A 16,176-nucleotide genomic window follows, 5' to 3' on the forward strand; every position below is an offset into this window, starting at 1 on the left:
CCCCTTCCCCCCGGCCGGACGACCCGTTGCCGACTCACAGATGAACAGTTGGCGACCTGTCCATACAAGCGTTGACCCGGGGCGGCTGTGCCTGACACGTTGGCCACAGCCGCCCCGGCGAGCGAGTCCCCCCACCCCGTTCGTACCGCCGTACCGCGCCATCTCCCCCGTGCTGCCACCGAACCCGGAGTCCACCGTGTCCGTCCGTCCTTTCACCCTCGCCACCGCGCTCGCCGTCGTCGCGGCGCTGTCCCTGACCGCCTGCGGCGGCAGTTCGGACGCCGCCGAGTCCGCCACCTGCCCCGGCGGCAAGGTCCGCTTCGGCGTCGAGCCCTTCGAGGACCCCGCCAAGCTCACCCCGGCCGCCGAGGTACTCGCCGACGCCCTGGGCGAGAGCCTGGACTGCGAGGTGGAGCTGACCATCACCGAGGACTACTCCGCCGAGGTTCTCGCCATGGAGAACGGCAAGCTCGACATAGCCATGTTCGGTCCCCTCGGCTACGTCTTCGCCAGCGGGCGGGCCAAGGCCGAGGCCGTCGCCTCGTTCGGGGACGGCACGGGCAAGGTGTCCAGCTACACCGCCGGCATCTGGGTGCCGAAGGATTCCGCCGTCACGTCGGTCGCCGGTCTCAAGGGCCACTCCCTCGCCCTGGCCTCCGTCGGATCCACCTCCGGCGACGCCCTGCCCCGCCAGGCGATGCTCGACGCCGGCCTGAAGAAGGACGACGTCAAGGTCAACTACGCCGGCGGCCACCCGGAGGCACTGCTGGCCCTCGCCAAGGGAACGGTCGACGCCGCCGAGATCAACTCCCAGCAACTGGCGAGCGCCACCGCCGCCGGCAGCTTCGACCCGGCCGGCTTCCGCAAGGTGTGGAGCTCCGAGCCGATCCCCAACGACCCGATCACCGTCCGCGGGGACCTCGACGCGACGTTCAAAAAGGCCGTCACCGACGCCCTGCTGAAGCTGCCGCCGGACAAGGTCGGCGAGATCGGCGCCCTCCTCGACGTCGACCCGCCCGCGCCGCTGGTCGCCGTGGACAAGTCGACCTACCAGCCGCTGTTCGACCTCGCCGCCGCCCTGAACCTGACCGAGAAGGACGTCTGATGCTCGCGCTGTCCGGGATCACCGTGCGGTACGGAGAGCGGCAGGTGCTGCACGGGGTGGACGTCGACGTCGCCCGGGGCGAACTGCTCGCCGTGCTCGGGGCCAACGGCTCCGGCAAGTCGACCCTGTTGCGCGCCGCCGCCGGCCTGGAACCGATGACGGCGGGCAGCGTCGGCATCGACGGGAAGCCGTGCGGACCGCTGGACATCGCCGTGGTCTTCCAGCACATCCACCTCGTGCGCCGGCGCAGCGTCCTGGAGAACGTGTGCGCCGGAGCCCTCGGCCGGCTGTCGCTGCGGAACTCACTGGTTCCCGCTCTGTTCCCCCGGGCCCTGCGCGAGGAGGCGATGGCCTGCCTGGACCGCGTGGGACTCGCCGACCGCGCGCACGAACGCGCCGGCCGTCTCTCCGGCGGCCAGCAGCAGCGCGTCGCGGTGGCCCGTGCCCTGTGCCAGCGCCCGCGCGTCCTGCTGGCCGACGAACCGGTGTCCGCGCTGGACCCGGCCGCCTCCGAGCAGGTGCTCGCGCTGCTCGCCGAACTCGCCCACGACGCGGGCCTCGCCGTCCTGGCGGTCCTGCACCAGCCCTCGCTCGCCGCCCGGCACGCCGACCGTGTGGTCGGCCTGCGAGACGGCCGCGTGATCCTCGACGGGCCGCCCGGCCAGGACGTCGACGCCCTGTACCAGCCCGCGGTCATGGAGGCCGTCTCATGATCGATCTCGAAGAGGTGCGGAGGCTTCCCGTCCCCGCCAAGCCCGCCCGGCCGCGGGCCACCGCTCTCGGAGCCGTGCTCGCCGCCGTGGTGCTCGCCGTCCACGTCATCGCGTGGAACACCACCGACATGTCCTTCGGCGCGCTGGCCGAGGGCTGGGGAGGCATCGCGGACTTCCTGGCCGACGCGATCCCGCCGGACCTGAGCTGGGACGTACTGGGACCCAGTCTCGACGGCGCCCTCGTCACCCTGTGGATCGGGCTGCTCGGCACCACGCTGTCCGTGCCGTTCTCGCTCCTCCTGGCCCTGCTCGCCGCACGGGGCACCGCCCCCACGGCGGGCGTCTACCAGGCGGCGCGCTCCCTGCTGTCGTTCCTGCGCGCCGTGCCCGACGTGGTCTTCGCCCTGATCTTCGTCACCGCTGTCGGTCTCGGTCCGTTCCCGGGCGTGCTGGCGCTGCTGCTCCACAACGTCGGCGTGATGGGCAAGTTGTGGGCGGAGGCGCTGGAGGACGCCGACCCCGGCCCCGTACAGGCCCTGCGTTCGGCGGGAGCGGGCCGGATCCAGGTGGCCGCGCACGCCCTGCTGCCGACGGTGACCCCTCAGATGACCGGGCTGCTGCTGTACCGGCTCGACGTCAACGTCCGGTCCTCGCTGGTGCTCGGCCTGGTCGGCGCGGGCGGCATCGGGTTCCTGATCAACCAGTCGATCAAACTGTTCCAGTTCGACGAGATGCTGACGCACATCCTGGTGGTGCTCGTCCTGATCGTGGCCGTCGACCGGCTGTCGGCCCTGGTGCGGCGGCGCCTGGCGTGACGGGAGGTCAGCCGGGCGTCTGCCGGGCAGGGGCGCCGGCCTCCCGGGTGGCCGCCCAGGAGGCGAGGAGGCGCAGGCCCTCCTCGGAGACGGAACCGGGTTCGGCGGTGTAGACGGTCAGCGTCAGGCCGGGCTCCGCCGCCATCTCCAGCCCTTCGAAGGCGAGGGTGAGATCGCCGACCGCGGTGTGGTGGAAGTTCTTGGTGCCGGTGCCGTGTTGGCGGACGTTGTGGGCGCCCCATCGCGTGCGGAACTCGTCGCAGCGGGTGGACAGTTCGCCGACGAGGTCGTGCAGGTCCTTGTCGTGGGGATTGCGGCCGGCCTCGGTCCGCAGGATGGCGACAGTGACGTCGGCGGCGAGTTCCCAGTCGGGGTAGAAGCGGTGCGCGGCGGGATCCAGGAAGGTGAACCGGGCGAGGTTCCCCTGATTGCCGGGTGTGGCGTAGACATCGTCGTAGAACGCGCGGCCGAGCGGGTTCACCGCGAGGACGTCCAAGCGGCCGTTGCGGACGAAGGCGGGCCCTCCGGTGATCGCGTCGAGCGTCCACTGCAGGCTGGCGTGCGGGGTCCACTGGCCCTTGGCGCGCCGCCGCCGGGGGCGAGTGAGGGCGTCCGAGCCGTCGGCTGCCTGAGCCAGATGGAGCAGGTGGGCGCGCTCGGCCTCGTCGAGCCGCAGCGCCCGGGCGACGGCTTCGAGGACGGCAGGGGAGACGCCCGCGAGGTTCCCGCGTTCGAGCTTGGCGTAGTACTCGACGCTCATGTCGGCGAGGGCGGCGACCTCGCTGCGGCGCAGGCCCGGGACGCGGCGTCTGCTCCCGGATGCCAGTCCTGCCTGGCCGGGGGTGATCTTGGCGCGCCGCGAGGTGAGGAACTCGCGGACCTCTTGCTGGTTGTCCACTCCCCGACCGTACGTCGTGCGCGTACCGGGAGGGATGTACTGCTGGTACACCCATCGACGGTGACTGGCCGGGCGCCGCGAATGGGGGTTACCTGGATGACGTGGCACTCCTTCCCGGCCGCCCGGCGGCCGGGGCGAGCGCCCCGGGCCCGTGCCGTACGGCACGATCCGGCCCCGGCAGCACACGGGCCGCCCGAAACGGCCCGGCCTCCAGTACGTAAGGAACCCCCTCATGCGCGGCGCAGTGATTCACGCCCCCGGCGATGTCCGCTTCGAGACGCTGGACGACCCGAAGATCCTCCACCCGACCGATGCCGTCATCCGTACGGCCGTCACCTGTGTGTGCGGCTCGGACCTGTGGCCCTACCGCGGTCTGGAACCGATCGGCGAGCCGCACCCGATGGGGCACGAGTACGTCGGCTTCGTGGAGGAGGTGGGCAGCGAGGTCACGTCCGTCAAGCCGGGGCAGTTCGTCGTCGGCTCGTTCGCCACCTCGGACAACACCTGCGCGAACTGCCGCAACGGCTTCCAGTCGAACTGCCTGCACCGCGCGTTCATGTCCACCTGCCAGGCCGACTACGTCCGCATCCCCAACGCCCAGGGCACCCTGGTCGCCACCGACGGGATTCCGGCCGAGGAGCTGTGGCCCGGGCTGCTCGCCGTCTCCGACGTCATGGGCACCGGCTGGTGGGCCGCCGAGGCCGCGGAGGTCCGGGCCGGCTCGACCGCCGTGGTCGTCGGTGACGGCGCGGTCGGCCTCTGCGCGGTGATCGCGGCCAAGGAGAGGGGCGCGGAGCGCATCATCATCATGTCCCGCCACGACTCCCGCCAGAAGCTCGCCCGCGAGTTCGGCGCCACCGACATCGTCACCGAGCGCGGCGACGAAGGCATCGCCCGGATCAAGGACCTCACCGACGGCATCGGTGCCGACAGCGTGCTGGAGTGCGTCGGCACGGCACAGGCCATGCGCCAGGCCCTGCACACCGCTCGCCCCGGCGGCAACGTCGGATTCGTCGGCGTCCCCCACGAGGTCGCGATCGACGGACAGGAACTCTTCTTCTCCCACGTCGGTCTGCGCGGCGGTCCCGCTCCCGTCCGCCGCTACCTGCCCGACCTCATCGAACGCGTGACGTCGGGCCGGATCGACCCGGGCAAGGTCTTCGACCTCACCCTGCCCCTCGACCAGGTCGCCGAGGGCTACCGGGCCATGGACGAACGCCGCGCCATCAAGGCCCTCCTCAAGCCCTGACCGCACCCTGCTCCCCGTTCCGTGGCCGGGCCGGGTTCTCCCCGCCCGGCCACCACCGCACCCCCGGCTCCGAAAGGCCCCCATGCAGTTCGTCACCCAGCAGCCCACCAGCAAGGCACCGGCGGAATGGTTCACCGGCGACGTCTGGTGGGACGTCATCGTCGCAGGCCAGGAGCCTTCCCGGATGCGTGCCAACCTGGTCCGCTTCGCACCGGGCGCCCGCACCCACTGGCACTCCCACGCCGTCGGCCAGACGCTCCACATCGTCTCCGGCACCGCCCTGATCGGCACCCGCGACGGCACCGTCCTCGAAGCACACCCCGGCCGTACCGTCACCTGCCCGCCCGGCGAGGAGCACTGGCACGGCGCCGCCCCCGACCGCTTCATGGAACACATCGCCCTGTGGGAGGCCACGGCCGACGGCGCCCCCGAGACCACGTGGGCCGAACCGGTCACCGACGCGCAGTACACCGGGTCCCGGCAGACGTACGACGGCCCGGCCGCCGAGTAGCGGGAGCCGGGCGGGCGTCAGGAGGTGAGACCGCTGAGGGCGTCGCCGACGTACTTCACGCCCAGCACCACCAGGAGGGTGGTCATGATCGCGCTGTTGTGCCGGGACATCCATTCCTTCCACCCGCCGAGCACCTCCGTGGCCTTGGCACCACCGGCGAGATAGACGCCGAGCGGGACGAGTGCGCAGAGCGAGGCGAGCAGGACCATGAGGACGGCGGCGACGGCCTTGCCGCCGGCACCGGCGGTGGAGCTCGCGATGGAGACGGCGCCGCCGACCGCCAGAACGAGGTTCTTGGGGTTGGCCACCACCAGGACGACGGCGAGGCCACCCGCCTTGCCCGGGCTGAACGTGTCGATGGCCTTCATCCAGCCCGGCGTGGCGGCGTCGTGCCCTGCACGGGGCCTGTCCTTCCACTGCTTGGCGGCGAACAGAAGGAAGAGCACACCGAGAGCGAGCTTGAGCCAGAGCGTCCAGGTGGCCGGTCCGTCGTCGCCGGAGGCGTCCGCGCCCGACCCGGCGAGGACCACCACGGTGACCACGGCCGCGACGGAGACGATCCATCCGGCGGTGAACGCCAGGCCGTTGGCCCGGCCCTTCGGCGTGGCGAGCATGAGGATCACCGCGATGAGCGGCAAGGGGCTGATGGCGATACCGACTGCGGAGGTCAGCATCTGACCGATGGCGTCACCCATGATCGTCCTCTTGTGTCATGTGGTCGTCCGTCCTCTTCCGTTCGGCCGTTGGTGCGAGGTTGTGCTGATCCTCACGGGCGTTCCCGGCCGGGGCGCCATGGTGGGAGCCGAACGAGTGAACGGGCCGGCAGGCGTGGCATTCCCGCCCGTTCCTGAGATGCGTGGTTCGTCCGTTCAGTTTTGAATGGTCGGAGTCCGGCGCCCCGGGGCCTCCCGTCCGGATCGTGCCCGACCCCGCGAGCCGGGCGTGATCCACACGAGAGGCACTGGCGGCGTCTCCGTCTGATCGCATCCCGCGGAGGATCCATGGCCACGCTGACCGTCTGGAAATTCGACTCGCCCGAAGGTGCCGCCGGTGTCGAGAGCACCCTCCTGGAGTTGCAGAAGCAGGAGCTGATCAAGGTGGTCGACGCGGCCACGGTCAGCTGGCCCGCGGACGCGACGAAGCCGAAGACGAAGCAGCTGAGCAACCTCGCCGGTCTCGGAGCGCTCTCGGGCACCTTCTGGCGCATGCTGTTCGGCCTGATCTTCCTCATGCCGCTGCTCGGTGCCGCCGTCGGTGCCGCCGCAGGCGCGCTCGGCGGGAAGATGGCCGACGTCGGTATCGACGACGACTTCATCGACTCGGTCAAGTCGAAGGTCACCCCTGGTACGTCGGCGCTCTTCCTCCTGTCGCAGGACGCGGTGGTCGATCGCGTCCGGGCCGCCTTCCCCTCCGGCCACTCCGAGCTGATCCAGTCGAACCTGGACGCCGAGAAGGAGGCCAAGCTGCGCGAGGTCTTCGCCGGCTGACCCTCCTCCCAACTGTTCGTGAGCCCGCCGTGCCGTGACGCACGGCGGGCTCCGTATGCGGGCAAGGGGGCGGCCCGGTGGCCCGGACGGTGGTGGACGTACGCCTCGTGGAACGGACCGGGATCGCCGGACGGCTCGGTGAGAACGGGATCGTCCCGGCCGCGCCCGAACTGTTCGGTGCCCCTTGCGGCCGCGCTTGAGGACGCCCGCCGGTGCACGGCCGCCCGGTCGTCCGACGGCCGCCGTCCGCGTAGCGCTTTCCGCCCCCGGCACCGCCGGTCCTCGCTCCGGGTGACCCGCCGCCGGTGGCGGTTTGACGACACGTCGTGAATCCGCCACCGGCCGCCCTTCCGCCCTGCTCCGACACGCGCCGATGATCGAGCGAACGTCACCGGCGCAGTCCAGAGCGGAGCAAGGCACCCATGACCCATGTCCCGGAACAAAGACGCCTGTCCCTGGTGATGGCGGCCGCCGTCCTCGCCGCCGTGGCGGGCACGGCACCCGCGGCCGCCGCCGCACCCGACCCGGGCCCCACGCCGAGCGCGCGCAGTGTGCTCGCCTCCCTCGACGACCAGGAGCGCGAAGCGCTGCACCGGATGGCGACGCTGGACCTGGGCGGACTCCACGTGACGGACAAGGCGGCGCTGAAGTCCTCCGACCCCGTCGACGTCATCGTGCAACTGCGGACGCCGCCCGCCCGGACCGCCCGTCTGCTGGCCGCCGCCCAGGGGCGCAGCCTCAGCGAGACGGACGCGCGCACCGCGGTGACGGAGGCACAGGGCGCGTTCCGTGACGTGCTGAAGGACATGTTCCCGGAGAAGCAGGCGACCGCGGGGAAGTCCGGAAAGCAGTCCGGGGCGCCCCGGCTGGGCCGTAGTTACACCCGCAGCTTCGACGGGGTCAGCCTCAGCCTGCCCGGTGACCGGGTCGCCGAACTGCTCGACCACGCGGAGGTCGCCTCGGTGTGGCCCGACAGCACGGTGAAGGCGCTCTCCGACCCGGAGGCCACCGGATCCGGCGGCCCGCAGACGGACGGCGACGACGGCGTGGCCCGCCTGCACGCCGAAGGCATCACCGGCAAGGGCGTCAAGGTCGGCATCATCGACACCGGCATCGACTACCGGCACCCCGACCTCAAGGGCGTGTACGAGGGCGGCTACGACTTCGTCGACGACGACGCCGACCCGATGGAGACCACGTACGACGACTGGAAGGCCTCCGGCCAGGCCGAGACCAACGCCGGTTCCACGTACTACACCGAGCACGGCACCCACGTCGCCGGCATCATCGCCGGCCGGGGCGCCGACACGAAGGCACGCGCCGCGCACGGCGTCGCTCCCGGCGCCTCCGTCCACGCCTACCGCGTCCTCGGCCCCTACGGCAGCGGCCGCACCAGCAACATCATCGCGGCCATGGACCAGGCGGCCGACGACGGCATGGACGTCGTCAACATGTCGCTGGGCGCCGCCGTCAACGACCCGCTGAGCCCGCAGTCCATAGCCGCCGACAACCTCGTCCTCGCGGGCGTCACCACCGTCATCGCCGCCGGTAACAGCGGCCCGAAGCCGGGCACCGTCGCCACGCCGGCCGCCGCGGCCCTCCCGCTGACGGTCGGCGCCCACTCCGAACCGCTGACCCTGCCCGCGTACACGCTGACCGCCGGACCGGTCACGGCCCAGGGCCGGCTGCTCGCCCAGCCCTACGGCGACGCCCTGGACAAGCTGGCGGACGGAGCCCTCGCGGTCATCGACGCCGGCACGGGCAGCGCCGCCGGATACACCGGCAAGGACGTCACCGGCAAGGCCGTCCTGATCCGGCGCGGCGGCATCCCGCTCGACGAGAAGGTGCGGCGCGCACAGGACAAGGGCGCCGCGGCCGTTCTCCTCGTCAACGACAACGCCGCCGAAGGGCACATCCCGTTCTACATCGGTGAGAACCCGAACTACGTCCCGGCGTTCTCACTGACCGCAGCGGACGGCGCCGCGCTGATGGCGGCCGGTGCCGACGTCTCGTTCACGTCGGCCGGAACCTTCCGCCTCGGCAACGGGTCGCTGGCCGACTTCAGTTCGCGCGGCCCGGTCTACGGCAGCGCCGCGATCAAGCCCGAGGTCACCGCGCCCGGAGTCAGCGTCCTGTCGTCCGTCCCGGCCGACATCGTCGACCCGGCCGGCGGCGACTACACGTACGCGTACGCCCGTCTCAGCGGCACCTCGATGGCCGCGCCGTACGTCGCCGGCACCGCCGCCCTGATGCTCCAGCACGACCGCGGACTGAGCCCCGACGCCATCAAGACGGCGCTGATGAACACGGCGACCTCACTGCCCGGCGACGTCAGCGTGTTCGAGGCCGGCGCCGGCGCGGTCGACCCGTACGCCGCCGTGCACGCCACCACCGCCGTCCAGGTCCCGGAGACCGTCCCGCACGTGACGGTCGACGGCACGCAGACCGAAGTCGACGCTGTCACCGGCGCTTTGGACCTCGGTGTGCTGCCGGTGGGCCGTGCCACGAGCCTCAAGCGCACCCTGCGCGTGGTCAACGACAGCGGCAGGCCCGTCACGTACGACGTGCGCACGGCCTTCGGCCGAGGCTCCGGCGCTTCCGCGGACGCCGACGCCGCGCACATCACCCTGGCCACGAGTGACCGGATCACGGTCGGAGCCCACGGCAAGAAGTCCGTCGCCGCCGCCCTGCGGGTGCCCGCCGGAGCCCCGGCCGGCTACTACGAGGGCACGGTCACGCTGACACCGCGGAGCGGCAACGGGCTGCCCGCGCTGCATGTCCCGTTCGGCATGCGGGTCGCCGAGTCCGGGTTCGCGGAGGTCGACATGACCAAGTCCGTCATGTCGACCGGACGCGGTTCCGACCAGGGAGCCGTCGGCGCCGGGGCGGCCACCTTCAACCTGCGGATGGCCGGACAGCTGCGCAGCGTCGACATCTTCCTCACCGACGCCGACGGCAAGGACCTCGGCTACATCGGCGGCATCAACACCGTCGGTCTCACCGAGGGCGTCCTCTACGGCCCGGCGACGGTAGGCCCCTGGTACTTCCCGTCGACCGGCGACAAGGCCACCCCGTTCGACCCGCGCGGCCGCTTCATCGACGACGGCCACTACAAGCTGCGCATCGTCGGCACGGACGCCGCCGGCGGCACCGACAGCGAACTGCGCGACGTGTACGTGGACACGCAACTGCCCACGTATGACGACGCCTACGGAGCCTGGGACCCGGCGCACCCCACGGTCGTCGAACAGCCCGCCGATGCCACGACGTTTCCCGTGACCGGCACCCTCCTGGACGCTCAGGCCGACGACATCCGCGATGCGGGCCTCGACATCGGTCAGAGCGACAACCGCCTGTACTACTCGCTCTACAGCCCGAACGCACCCGAGGGCAGCTTCCCGGTGGCGTCCGACGGGGCCGTGGACGCGCAGGTCAAGACCCCCGTCGGCCCGCCCGTCACGCGTCTCAAGCTCTGGCCCACGGACGCCGCGGGCAACATCAGCGGCATCCGCCAGGTCAACATCATGAGGAAGGGCACGCCCTATGTGGTCGGCGACGCGAGCGCCGCGTCGGCACGCGCCGGTGACCGTGTCACGTACACGCTGACCGCGCACGAGCTGAAGAACTGGAAGACGTTCACCTCGCAGTTCCGCTACGACGACCGGAACATCAAGCTCGTCTCCATCGAGCCCACCGCCGAACTGAAGGCACACGGCCCGTCCGAGATCCGACGCACCGACGTGTCGGCCGGATCGTCCTCGTACAGCACGCTCTCCTTCGATGTCGCCGACAGCGCGGGCCTCAGCGGCGACTCGATGCCGTTGCTGAAGGTGACGTACGAGGTGACCGGTGGCGTGTCGACGGCGAGCGCCGGACTGAGCACGGGAACCACCTCCGCCGTCGACACGGCGGGCACCAAGACGAACCTGAACATCCAGTTCTACGGTGCGGTGCGCATGCTCAACCCGACGTCGACCTTCGTCGCCCGCCCGGCCGTCCAGGCCCTGCTCACCAGGGAAGGCGCGTACGACAACGTCCGCGACCACACCGCCGACGGCATCGAGGCGACCCTCACCGCACCCGACGGCACCAGCCGTGAGGCGGCCCTGGACAAGACCGGCCGGATCTCCGTCAGCGGGCTGACCCCGTCCGACAAGCCGTACCGGTTCCGGGTGACGGCGCCCGGCCACTTCACCTGGACCGAGGACATCGACCTCGGCCTGGACGGCACCTGGGGTGTGGCCGGTAACACCGCCAGTTCGGCGGCCGCCCTCGTCGCAGGTGACGTGAACGGCGACGACGTCGTCGACGTCCGGGACGCGGCCGCCGTGTACGCGGCGCGCGGGACGGCCGACCGCGCCGCCGACATCGACCACGACGGCACCGTCGGCGCGAAGGACCTCGCCTGGGTGAACGACAACTACCTGGCGCAGAACAGCAGGGCCGACCGGTACACGGACCCGGTCAAGCGCCTGCGCGGCAAGTCGCTGGAGGACTACCTGGACCTGATGTAGCCGGACGGCCGTCGTAACGGGGTTCTCACACCCAGTTGTTGCGCATCGCGTACCAGCCCAGCTGGACGCGTGACGTCACGGCGGCCAGATCCATCAGCGCCCGCACCCGGCGCTGCACCGTACGCGGCGACGTGCCCAGCTGATGGGCCGTCGCCGCGTCCGTCAGTCCGGACAGCATCAGCTGCAGGATGCGGCGGTCGGTGGGACTCAGGTCGCCGTCCTCGCGCAGATACGGGCGCGAGCGGCGCCACACCGACTCGAAGAGCTCGATCGCCAGCACCACGAGCGGTGGCCGCAGTTCCAGCGACCGTCCCGGTTCCACCTGGACCATGGCCGTCTCGCCGTCCGCGATGAGCAGTTTGATCAACGGCTGGTCGACCACCCGGACGTGGTGGCCCCGCTCCACCCGCAGGTCCAGCGCGCGCAGAGCGGCCGGCTCGGAGAGGAAGTCGCGGTCCACGACGATGCGGTAGGAGGCATCCGGATTGCCGTCCTTGCGCATCGGCGGCCCGGCGCCGTCCGGCCGCGCCTCCTCGGGCCCGCCGGGCAGGGTCGTCGGTACGGGGGCCACCGTGTTGGCCCCGGACTGGAAGCCGAACAGCGAGGTACGGGCCGAGTACTCCATGTCGTAGATCCGGCGCGCCTGCTCCTCACGGCTCTCCCAGACCGTGACGAAGTGCTCGTCGTTCCCGCCCGCGCCCGGGTGCCACCGGCTCAGCAGCCGGGTCAGCGCGGCGTCGGTCCCGCGCAGTTGGTCCTGGAGCTCGACGAGTGACGCGCGCATGGCCGGGGCGGACGCCGCGGCGTCCGTGGGCCGGGGGGACGGATTCTCTGGAACGGACGACATGCCCCTAGTCTCGCCGCCGCCGTACGCACAGGACCAGGGACCCCCTCATCAGGGCGTTCCCGGTGCGTGGATCCGACGTGAGGCCGATGTCGGGAATACGTCATGGCGGTCACTCGCCAGCCCGAACACACCCATGAGGCGGCCGCATTGGCGACGCTGCTGGTTCATCATCCCTTTCGGCAGGAGCTGTTCCGTGAGACGTACCCGACCATGGCGGTCCACCGCCGCCGGCCTCGCGACCGTCGCCCTGATGGCCGTCGGCATACCCGCGGCGCACGCCGGAGCCGAGGCCACCCCGCTGACCGGAGCAGGCGAGGCGGCCGCCCGCACCGTGACCGTCACCCTCGTCACCGGTGACGTGGTCGACGCGCGACTGGCGCCCGACGGCCGGATCCTGTCGGCCGCACCGCGTCCCGTGGACGGCACCGACCACCCCGCCGCCGTCTGGCAGGACGGCACCCGCACCTACGTCTTCCCGCAGGGCGTCGAGAAGCTGGTGGACGCCGGACTCGTCGACGCACGGCTCTTCGACATCGGCAAGCTCGTCGCCGACGGCTACGACGACGCCCACTCCGCCACCGTGCCGGTGATCGTGGAATACGCCGGGGGCCGCATTCCGCGCACCGCCCGCCCCGGCGTCAGGACGACCGCCGCGCTCGACTCCATCGGCGGAGCCGGACTGGCCGTCACCAAGACGTCCGCCGCCGACGCCTGGAAGGACCTGGCCCCGGCGCAGGCCTCGGGCCGGGCGGCCGGCGGCGTCACCAGGATCTGGCTCGACGCCAAAGTCCGTGGGAACGCCGTCGACCCGCTCGGCACCCCGACCGTCCCCCTCACCGGAGCCGTCACCGCGCACAAGGCCGGGCTCGACGGCTCCGGCGTCAAGGTCGCCGTCCTGGACACCGGCGTGGACGCGGACCACCCCGACCTCGCCGGACGGATCACGCAGACCAAGGTGTTCGTCAACGGCCAGGACGCCCAGGACCGCACCGGCCACGGCACCCACACCGCGTCCACGATCGCCGGAACGGGCGCCGCGTCCGACGGCCGGTACGCGGGCATGGCCCCCGGCGCCGGACTCCTCGTCGGCAAGGTGCTCGGCGACGACGGCTCCGGCACCCTCAGCGGCATCGTCAACGGCATGGAGTGGGCCGTCGCCGAAGGTGCCCAGATCGTCTCCATGTCCCTCGGCGCCGACGGCTCCACCAGTTGCACCGGACCGGATGTCGAAGCCGTCCAGCGGCTCAGCGGCAAGGCCCTGTTCGTCATCGCGGCGGGTAACGCCTCGCTGCGCGGCACCGTCTCCACGCCCGGCTGCGCACCCAGCGCCCTCACCGTCGGTGCCGTCGACCGCAAGAACGAGACGGCGTCCTTCTCCAGCCGGGGTCCCTCCGCCGACGGGATCAACGCCAAGCCCGACATCGCCTCCCAGGGCGTCGGCGTCGTCGCGGCGCGCGCGGGCGGCCGCGACGCCCAGGCATACCAGTCGATGTCCGGTACCTCGATGGCCACCCCGCACGTCGCCGGCGGCGCCGCGCTCCTGCTCCAGCAGCACCCCGGCCTGGCCCCCGCCCGCCTCAAGGCGCTGCTCACCTCGTCCGCGAAGGACACCGACGCACCCGTTCTCGACCAGGGCGCCGGGCCGATGGACGTGGCCCGGGCGACCACTCAGCCCGTCGTCGGTGCCCCCAATCCGCTGCTGGGCGACTTCGCGTACCCGCAGGCCGGACTCGACCCGGTCGACCGTGCGGTCACGCTGACCAACGTCACGGACGAGGACGTCACGCTCACCGTCGCCGTCAGCGACGTCCGCGGCGACGACGGCTCCCGTGTCCGCGGCTTCGCCTCGGCCGCCCGCACCCGGGTCACCGTCCCCGCGAACGGTACCGCCGACGTGCCGGTGCGCATCGACCCCGCGGCGAAGCTCGACGCCGGTGACTACGGCACCCTGACCGGCCGCCTCGTCGGCACGGGCGCGCACGGTGTGCGCGTCACCGTTCCGTTCGGCGTGCATCTGGAGGTGCCGTCGGCCGACCTGATGGTCAAGGGCTTCGACCGGCACGGCGACCCGGCCTCCTCGCTCTCGACGTTCCAGCTGTTCGACGACCACCGCGACAGCGCTCGGCGGTACACGATCGGCTACCCGAACGCCGGCAGCACCACGATCCGGGTACCGCTCGGTACGTACTCCCTCGGCGGGATGATCATGACCAGGGACGAGCCGGGTGACATCGGCAGTGTGGCCTCGGTGTCCCAGCTCTACCGGCCGGAACTCACCGTGTCCGGCGACACCACCGTCACCCTGGACGCCCGCGACGCCGAACAGGTCGCGTGGGACACCGACCGGGCGAGCCGACCCAACGGCTTCGCGGTCGGCCTGACCCGCGGTCTGGACGACACCGACCGCATGCTTGCCGGCTATGCCACCGCCGTTCCGTCGTACGTCAAGGAGATCTACGCCCAGCCGGTCCGCCGCGCCGACAAGGTCACCTTCCTCGCCTCCGTACGGCAGACCGCGCCGCAGGCCCGCTTCACCACGGGCGGCGGACGGGTCCTGGACTCGCTGCCGGTGCAGAAGGCCACCGAGTTCGACGGCCAGGGCTCCGCAGAGGTCGTAGCGATCGGCAAGGGAACGGACGCCAACTTCGCGGCCCAGGACCTGAGGGGCAAGGTCGCCCTGGTCGACGCCGGTACAGGCGGCGGAAACGCCTACCTCTGGGACACCGCTGCCAGGAAGGCGGGAGCCGCCGGTGTCCTGGCCGCGGTCCCCGACAGCAAGGGCCGCTTCCAGATCACCGGCCCCGACGGGGGAGCGCCGCAGGCCACCATCACCTGGGACGACGCCCTCGCACTGAAGGCGGAGGCCGGGCAGACGGGTTCGGCGAAGCTGAGCTGGTCCGGCACCGCGACCGCGAACAGCCCGTACGTCTACAACCTGGCGTACACCTCGAAGGACGCGATCCGCCCCGGCATCCAACGGGTCCGTGACAGCAAGCTCGCCGCCACCGACGCCCGCTACCACGTGCAGCAGTCCACGGGCGACACCACGTACTGGTCCGATGTGAAGGTGGGTCTGCCCGGCATGGCCGCCGTGTGGGCCGGCGGCACGACGCTGCCGCTGCACGCCCCGCAGCAGCGCACCGAGTACTTCACGCCGTCCGGCAGCGAGGGGCTGACCTGGACCACGCTGATGCGCCGGGACCTCGGCACGACCAGCGGGACCGCGTACGACGGACCGCGCGCGGTGCGGCAGGGCGCGTCCACGGCGAACTGGTACAAGTCGCCGTACGGCCCCGTGCGCAACACCTACAGCCCCGCGCTGATGAAGCGTGACAGTAACCGGCTCACCATGACCATGGCCCCGTTCGGCGATGCCGGCGGTCATGACTCCACCCTCGGCCGGTTGGATGTCGGCACCCTTCAGCTGCTCGTGAACGGTGAGCCGCAGCCCCAGGTCTCGGGCATGTACGAGCTGCCCGTGGGGCAGGCCGACGTGACGGTGCGCAAGACATGGCGGCGGACCGCCACCGCGATCGACCGCGTCGGGCTGGCCTACGCCACGGAGTGGAACTTCCGCTCCGGCGCCGCCGACCAGGGCGCCCAGCGCCTTCTCGTCCCGGTGCTCGACCTGCCGTCCGATCTGCGCAACTCCCGCCCGGCGGGCGAGGCGACGACGATCGGCCTCGGGGCGGTCGTGGACGGTGCGGACGGTCCGGTCGCCCTGGAGAACGCCCGCGTCGAGTACGCCTACGGCAGTCAGACCACCACGGAGGCGGTCACCGACTGGCACCCGGCACAGACGCAGCGGTCGAACGGGGCCTGGCAGGCGGTCGTACCCGGTGACGCCCCCGCGGGCACCTTCGTCCACCTGCGCGTCACGCTGGCCGACGGGCAGGGGGCGCGGGTCGGCCAGACGATGGTCCGCGCCTACGAGGTCCGCTGAGACACGCCGCGGGGCCGCCCCTCCTGGGACGGCCCCGCGGGCGCACGGACATCGGCTCAGGACGGCGGCACAGCCGTACGCCACGGGGCCGGGC

At 71.9% G+C, this 16,176-nt stretch carries 11 protein-coding genes; 8 read left to right on the top strand and 3 right to left on the bottom strand.

Annotation, left to right across the window (positions count from 1 at the left end):
- Window positions 1-196: 196 nt before the first annotated feature.
- The 3 genes from EAO72_RS07930 to phnE are packed head-to-tail and all read left to right on the top strand — an operon-like array spanning window position 197 to window position 2,633.
- A complete protein-coding gene (locus EAO72_RS07930) occupies window positions 197-1,105 on the top strand; it encodes a phosphate/phosphite/phosphonate ABC transporter substrate-binding protein (protein ID WP_148016527.1) in 909 nt (302 codons plus the stop codon).
- Entirely contained in the window at window positions 1,105-1,818 is a 714-nt protein-coding gene (locus EAO72_RS07935) for a phosphonate ABC transporter ATP-binding protein (RefSeq protein ID WP_148016528.1), read from the top strand. The genes EAO72_RS07930 and EAO72_RS07935 overlap by 1 nt, the downstream gene beginning before the upstream one ends.
- Window positions 1,815-2,633: a phosphonate ABC transporter, permease protein PhnE gene (gene phnE / locus EAO72_RS07940; protein ID WP_148016529.1), complete on the top strand. Its 819-nt coding sequence runs from the start codon at window positions 1,815-1,817 to the stop codon at window positions 2,631-2,633. The genes EAO72_RS07935 and phnE overlap by 4 nt, the downstream gene beginning before the upstream one ends.
- A gap of 7 nt (window positions 2,634-2,640) precedes the next feature.
- On the opposite strand, the gene EAO72_RS07945 is transcribed toward phnE, so the two are convergent.
- On the bottom strand, window positions 2,641-3,531 hold the full coding sequence (locus EAO72_RS07945; RefSeq protein ID WP_148016530.1) for a helix-turn-helix transcriptional regulator: 891 nt from the start codon (window positions 3,529-3,531) through the stop codon (window positions 2,641-2,643).
- 232 nt (window positions 3,532-3,763) lie between these two features.
- Here EAO72_RS07945 and EAO72_RS07950 point away from each other — a divergent pair, with 232 nt between their 5' ends.
- Together EAO72_RS07950 and EAO72_RS07955 are read left to right on the top strand one after the other, a co-directional pair.
- The gene (locus EAO72_RS07950; RefSeq protein WP_148016531.1) at window positions 3,764-4,780 is read left to right on the top strand and encodes a zinc-dependent alcohol dehydrogenase family protein; all 1,017 of its coding nucleotides are present in this window, start codon (window positions 3,764-3,766) and stop codon (window positions 4,778-4,780) included.
- 82 nt (window positions 4,781-4,862) lie between these two features.
- On the top strand, window positions 4,863-5,291 hold the full coding sequence (locus tag EAO72_RS07955) for a (R)-mandelonitrile lyase (RefSeq protein WP_148016532.1): 429 nt from the start codon (window positions 4,863-4,865) through the stop codon (window positions 5,289-5,291).
- 17 nt (window positions 5,292-5,308) lie between these two features.
- Here EAO72_RS07955 and EAO72_RS07960 read toward each other — a convergent pair whose 3' ends face one another.
- The gene (locus EAO72_RS07960) at window positions 5,309-5,986 is read right to left on the bottom strand and encodes a GAP family protein (RefSeq protein WP_148016533.1); all 678 of its coding nucleotides are present in this window, start codon (window positions 5,984-5,986) and stop codon (window positions 5,309-5,311) included.
- 306 nt (window positions 5,987-6,292) lie between these two features.
- On the opposite strand from EAO72_RS07960, the gene EAO72_RS07965 reads away from it, so the two are divergent.
- Entirely contained in the window at window positions 6,293-6,778 is a 486-nt protein-coding gene (locus EAO72_RS07965) for a DUF1269 domain-containing protein (protein ID WP_148016534.1), read from the top strand.
- A gap of 422 nt (window positions 6,779-7,200) precedes the next feature.
- Window positions 7,201-11,292: a S8 family serine peptidase gene (locus EAO72_RS07970; RefSeq protein WP_148016535.1), complete on the top strand. Its 4,092-nt coding sequence runs from the start codon at window positions 7,201-7,203 to the stop codon at window positions 11,290-11,292.
- 25 nt (window positions 11,293-11,317) lie between these two features.
- Here EAO72_RS07970 and EAO72_RS07975 read toward each other — a convergent pair whose 3' ends face one another.
- The gene (locus EAO72_RS07975) at window positions 11,318-12,139 is read right to left on the bottom strand and encodes a helix-turn-helix transcriptional regulator (RefSeq protein WP_261991364.1); all 822 of its coding nucleotides are present in this window, start codon (window positions 12,137-12,139) and stop codon (window positions 11,318-11,320) included.
- A gap of 193 nt (window positions 12,140-12,332) precedes the next feature.
- On the opposite strand from EAO72_RS07975, the gene EAO72_RS07980 reads away from it, so the two are divergent.
- Window positions 12,333-16,082, top strand: coding sequence for a S8 family serine peptidase (locus EAO72_RS07980; RefSeq protein ID WP_148016536.1), 3,750 nt, complete (start codon window positions 12,333-12,335; stop codon window positions 16,080-16,082).
- Window positions 16,083-16,176 lie beyond the last annotated feature (94 nt).

This window comes from Streptomyces sp. OR43 (genome assembly GCF_008042275.1).
Taxonomy (GTDB): Bacteria; Actinomycetota; Actinomycetes; order Streptomycetales; family Streptomycetaceae; genus Streptomyces.